Here is a 5024-nt window from a genome sequence, read left to right as displayed (position 1 = left end):
CCCTGGTACTGTTCCAGATCGCGACCCTGGTGGGCGTGGCGTGGTGGCTGGGCGCGCTGGTGTGGCTGCGCTTCTTCAACTTCGGCGCGCAGCCTGGCAGTCCGGCGCGCATCCTCAAGCTGCTGGCCGGCACCCTGGCCATCGTGCCGGCGTGGGCTGCGCTGGTGCTGATCCATGCCGGCGGCGACCCGCCCGGCCATCAGGGCCACCTGTGGCTGCTGGCCGCGCTGGCACTGGTCTGGGCCGCTGATTCGGGCGCCTACTTCGCTGGCCGTCACTTCGGCAAGCACAAGCTGGCACCGCGGATCAGCCCGAACAAGACCTGGGAAGGCCTCGTCGGCGGGCTGATCGCCGGCGTTGCGGTGGCCGTCGGCCTGGGCTGGCTGGCCGGCATCGATGCCGGGCACCTGCCCGGCCTGCTGGTTACCTCGGTGGTGGCCGTATTCGCCTCGGTACTGGGCGACCTGTTCGAAAGCCTGATCAAGCGCCATGCCGGCGCCAAGGATTCAGGCCACCTGATCCCCGGCCACGGCGGCGTGCTCGACCGCGTCGACGGCGTGCTGGCGGCCATCCCGGTGTTCGCACTGGGCAAGGAAATCTTCGGGTTCTGACCATGGAAGCTGCTGCAGACCTGCGCCGGGTCGCCGTATTCGGCGCCACCGGCTCGATTGGTGCCTCCACGCTTGACGTGATCGCCCGCCATCCGCTGCGGTACCAGGCCACCGTGCTTGCCGCCGGCCGCCAGGTACAGGCGCTGCTGGCCCTGTGCCGGCAGCACCGGCCCGCGCATGCGGTGATCGCCGATGAAACCCTGTATGCCGAACTGCGCGACGGCCTGCGCGAAGCCGGCCTGGCCACCCAGGCCCACGCCGGCCATGCCGCGCTGGACCAGCTGGCGGCCAGCGACGCCTGCGACACCGTGGTTGCCGCGATCGTCGGCGCCGCCGGCCTGTCCTCGACCCTGGCCGCCGCTGCGGCCGGCAAGCGCATCCTGCTGGCCAACAAGGAATCGCTGGTACTGGCCGGCGAACTACTGACCCGCACCGCCGAACGTGCCGGCGCCGAGATCATCCCGATCGACAGCGAGCACAGCGCGATCTTCCAGTGCCTGCGTTCACGGGATGCCAGCCTCGACGGTGCCGGCGTGCGCCGCATCCTGCTGACCGCCTCGGGTGGCCCGTTCCGCGGGCGCAGCCGCGCCGAACTGCAGCAGGTCACCCCGGCCCAGGCCGTGGCGCATCCGAAGTGGTCGATGGGGCCGAAGATCTCGGTCGATTCGGCGACGTTGATGAACAAAGGCCTGGAGGTCATCGAGGCCCACCACCTGTTCGGCATCCCCGGCGAACGCATCGAGGTGCTGGTGCATCCGCAGAGCCTGGTGCATTCGCTGGTGGAGTTCGTTGACGGCTCCACGCTGGCGCAGATGGGCCTGCCGGACATGCGCACCACTCTGGCCGTAGGCCTGGGCTGGCCGCAACGGATCGAATCGGGCGTGTCCGGGCTGGACCTGCTCGCCCAGGGCCGGCTGGATTTCGAGGCCCCCGACACCGACGCCTTCCCCTGCCTGGCCTTGGCGTGGCAAGCGATGCGCGCCGGTGGCACCGCCCCGGCGGTGCTGAACGCCGCCAACGAAGAGGCTGTTTCAGCGTTTCTTCAGGGCCGCATAGGCTTCCTGACCATTCCGACGCTGGTTGCTAACGCTCTTTCAACACTGCCGACCGAACCAGCCGATACACTTGAGGTTCTGTTGTCCGCCGACCAGCGGGCCCGCCAGCTGACCCTGAACGCCATCGCCGCCACCTGAACAGCGCACCCATCCCGTATGACGCCGCCGCCCGTGTCCGCCAATGTGAACCTGCATGACTGACTTCATCGGATCGGTCTGGTGGATGATCGTCAGCCTTGGGCTGCTGGTCACCTTCCACGAATTCGGGCACTACTGGGTCGGGCGCCTGTGCGGGGTCAAGGTGCTGCGCTTCTCGGTGGGCTTCGGCCGTCCGCTGTGGTCGCGCCGCGACCGCCATGGCACCGAGTTCGCCATTGCCGCCATCCCGCTGGGCGGCTATGTGAAATTCCTCGACGAACGCGAAGTCGAGGTCCATCCGCACGAGCGCGGCCAGGCCTTCAACCACAAGACCGTGTGGCAGCGCATCGCCATCGTCGCGGCCGGCCCGATCGCCAACCTGCTGCTGTGCATCCTGCTGCTGTGGGCGATGTTCGTGATCGGCAAGCAGGACTATTCCGCAACCGTCGGCCGCGCTACCGGTATGGCCGCCACGGCCGGGCTCGGCAGCGGCGATCGCCTGCTGAGCGTTGACGGCCGCGATGTGATCACCCTGGGTGAGGCCAGCATGGCCCTGACCGCGGCGGCGATGGATCGTCGCGACGTGACCCTGCAGGTTCTCGACCCAGCAGACCAGCTGCGCTCGCGCACCCTGCCGCTGTCGCAGCTGCCGGCTGGTTTCGATGAACGCCGGGTTCCGATCCTGGCCGGGGTGTACTGGCGTGCGTGGCTGCAGCCACCGCTGGTGGACAACATCGTGAAGGGTTCGGCTGCAGAGGGTCACCTGCAGGCCGGCGATCTGATCGTGGCGATCGACGGCCAGCGCATCGACAGCGTCGAGCAGGCCATCAGCGAAGTGGGCAGCCTCGGCCGCCGCGGTGGCCCGGCGATGATCGAGGTGCTGCGTGGTGGCGAGCGCCTGGCGCTGGAGATCACCCCGCGCCAGGGCAAGGACGGCAAGGGCCAGCCCATCTGGCAGATCGGCGCCGGCTTTGCCCAGAGCTACAGCCCCGCCTACGACACCCTGCTCAAGTTCGGCCCGCTGCAGTCGGTCACGGTCGCGGTGCGCGAAACCGGCAGGATGGCCGCCGATTCATTGGCCATGATGGGCCGGATCGTGACCGGCAAAGCCTCGCTGCAGAACGTTTCCGGCCCGGTCACCATTGCCCGGGTCGCCAATATTTCGGCCAAACGCGGCGTGGACTGGTTCATCCAGTTCCTCGCCCTGCTGTCGCTGAGCCTGTGCATCATCAACCTGCTGCCGATCCCCATCTTGGACGGCGGYCACCTGCTGTATTACCTTATCGAGTTGGTCAAGGGCAGCCCGCTGAGCGAGCGTGCCGTCGCCGCCGGCCAATACATCGGCCTGGCGTTGCTGGCCGGGCTGATGGGATTGGCGTTCTACAACGACATCCTCGGCCTGGTCCCGCGATGAACTTTTCCATGTTTTTGCCGTCTACAGCGTCGGCATCCCTTACCAATGAAATCGACCTTCCTACCGGACGTGACATGACGCGACTCCCCAATCGCCGCCTGCTGGCCCTCGCCCTCGCCGCCGTCACCGGCGCTCCCGCCCTGGCCCAGGCAGCCGAGCCCTTCACYGTCAGCGACATCCGCGTSGAYGGYCTSCAGCGCATCASCTCCGGTACSGTGTTCACCTACCTGCCGGTSGARCGTGGCGASACCRTCACCGACAGCAAGGTCGGCGAGASCATCCGYGCSCTGTACAAGACCGGCTTCTTCGAAGACGTGCAGCTGGATCGCCAGGGCRRCATCCTGGTGGTSACSGTCAAGGAACGTCCGGCGATCAACAAGCTGACCGTCACCGGCAACAAGGACATCAAGTCCGACCAGCTGCTCAAGGGTCTGTCCGACATCGGCCTGACCGAAGGCGGCACCTTCGATCGCCTGAGCCTGGATCGCGTGACCCAGGAACTTCGCCGCCAGTACAACGATCGTGGCAAATACACCGTCGACATCACCCCGACCGTGAGCCCGCTGGACCGTAATCGCGTCGACATCGCCATCGCGATCAAGGAAGGCAAGGCGGCCAAGATCCGCCACGTCAACATCGTCGGCACCGAGAAGTACGACAGCAAGGACATCCTGGAGTACTGGGAGTCCAAGGAGCACAACTGGGCGTCGTGGTACCGCCGTGACGACCAGTACTCCAAGGAAAAGCTGTCCGGCGACCTGGAAAAGCTCAACTCCTGGTACCTGGACCGCGGCTATGTCGACTTCAGCATCGACTCGACGCAGGTGTCGATCAGCCCCGACAAGCGCGACATGTTCATCACCGCCGGCGTGACCGAAGGYGACCAGTACAAGATCTCSGAGATCAAGGTCAGCGGCGATACGATCCTGCCGCAGGAAGACGTCGAGCGCATGGTCGTGCAGAAGTCCGGCGACACGTTCTCGCGTGCCCTGCTGGAATTCAGCTCCGACTCGATCACCAACTCGCTGTCCAACATCGGTTATGCCTTCGCCAAGGTGAACCCGATTCCGACCACCAACCGCGCCGAGCAGACCGTGGCGGTCAACATGCAGGTCGTGCCCGGCCCGCGCGTGACCGTCCGCCGCATCATCTTCAAGGGCAATACCCGCACCTCCGATGAGGTGATGCGCCGCGAAATGCGTCAGTTCGAGAACAGCTGGTACTCGCAGGCCGCGATCGACCGYTCCAAGATCCGCCTGCAGCGCCTGGGTTACTTCGAGGCGGTGGAAGTGGAAACCCCGCCCGTCAGCGGCAGCAACGACCAGGTCGACGTCGTCTACAACGTCAAGGAAACCACCTCGGGCAGCTTCGTGTTCGGCCTGGGCTATTCGCAGTCCTACGGCATGACCACCTCGGTGCAGCTGTCGCAGAACAACTTCCTGGGCGGCGGCAACCGCGTGTCGGTCGAAGCTTCGCGCAGCAGCTACCTGCAGCGCTACGGCTTCAGCTACACCAACCCGTACTTCACCGATGACGGCGTCTCGCTGGGCTACAACCTGTCCTGGCGCGAACTGGACTACTCCGACTTCAACACCGCGCAGTACAACAGCACCAACGGTTCGGCGCAGGTGGTATTCGGCGTGCCGATCACCGAGACCGACACCGTCTCGCTGATGTTCGGCATCGACAGCAACCAGATCACCACGTACCCGGGCTCGACCCCGCAGTCCATCATCGACTACATCAATGTGATCGGGCGCCGCACGTTCCACTCCCAATGTGATCGGGCGCCGCACGTTCCACTCC

The 5024-nt window shown here is 66.1% G+C and carries 4 protein-coding genes; all 4 read left to right on the top strand.

What is annotated here, in order from left to right; translation table 11 throughout:
* Window positions 1-611: phosphatidate cytidylyltransferase (locus AC1VAN_RS10880; protein WP_480985791.1), on the top strand; the 611-nt coding region annotated here is incomplete at its 5' end.
* Window positions 612-613: 2 nt separating this feature from the next.
* Window positions 614-1804, top strand: a complete 1191-nt coding sequence (locus tag AC1VAN_RS10875; RefSeq protein WP_033830714.1) for a 1-deoxy-D-xylulose-5-phosphate reductoisomerase — start codon at window positions 614-616, stop codon at window positions 1802-1804.
* Window positions 1805-1859: 55 nt separating this feature from the next.
* Window positions 1860-3218, top strand: coding sequence for an RIP metalloprotease RseP (gene rseP / locus AC1VAN_RS10870; RefSeq protein WP_218789015.1), 1359 nt, complete (start codon window positions 1860-1862; stop codon window positions 3216-3218).
* Window positions 3219-3292: 74 nt separating this feature from the next.
* On the top strand, window positions 3293-5024 hold a 1732-nt coding region (gene bamA, locus AC1VAN_RS10865; RefSeq protein ID WP_480985790.1), incomplete at its 3' end, for an outer membrane protein assembly factor BamA.

This window comes from Stenotrophomonas sp. 05L44_2 (genome assembly GCF_056665995.1).
This window is presented reverse-complemented; position numbering and strand designations above follow the sequence as displayed.

Coding starts and splice junctions, on each gene's coding strand:
- AC1VAN_RS10875 (WP_033830714.1), top strand. CDS start 614: ATGGAAGCTGCTGCAGACCTGCGCCGGGTCGCCGTATTCGGCGCCACC.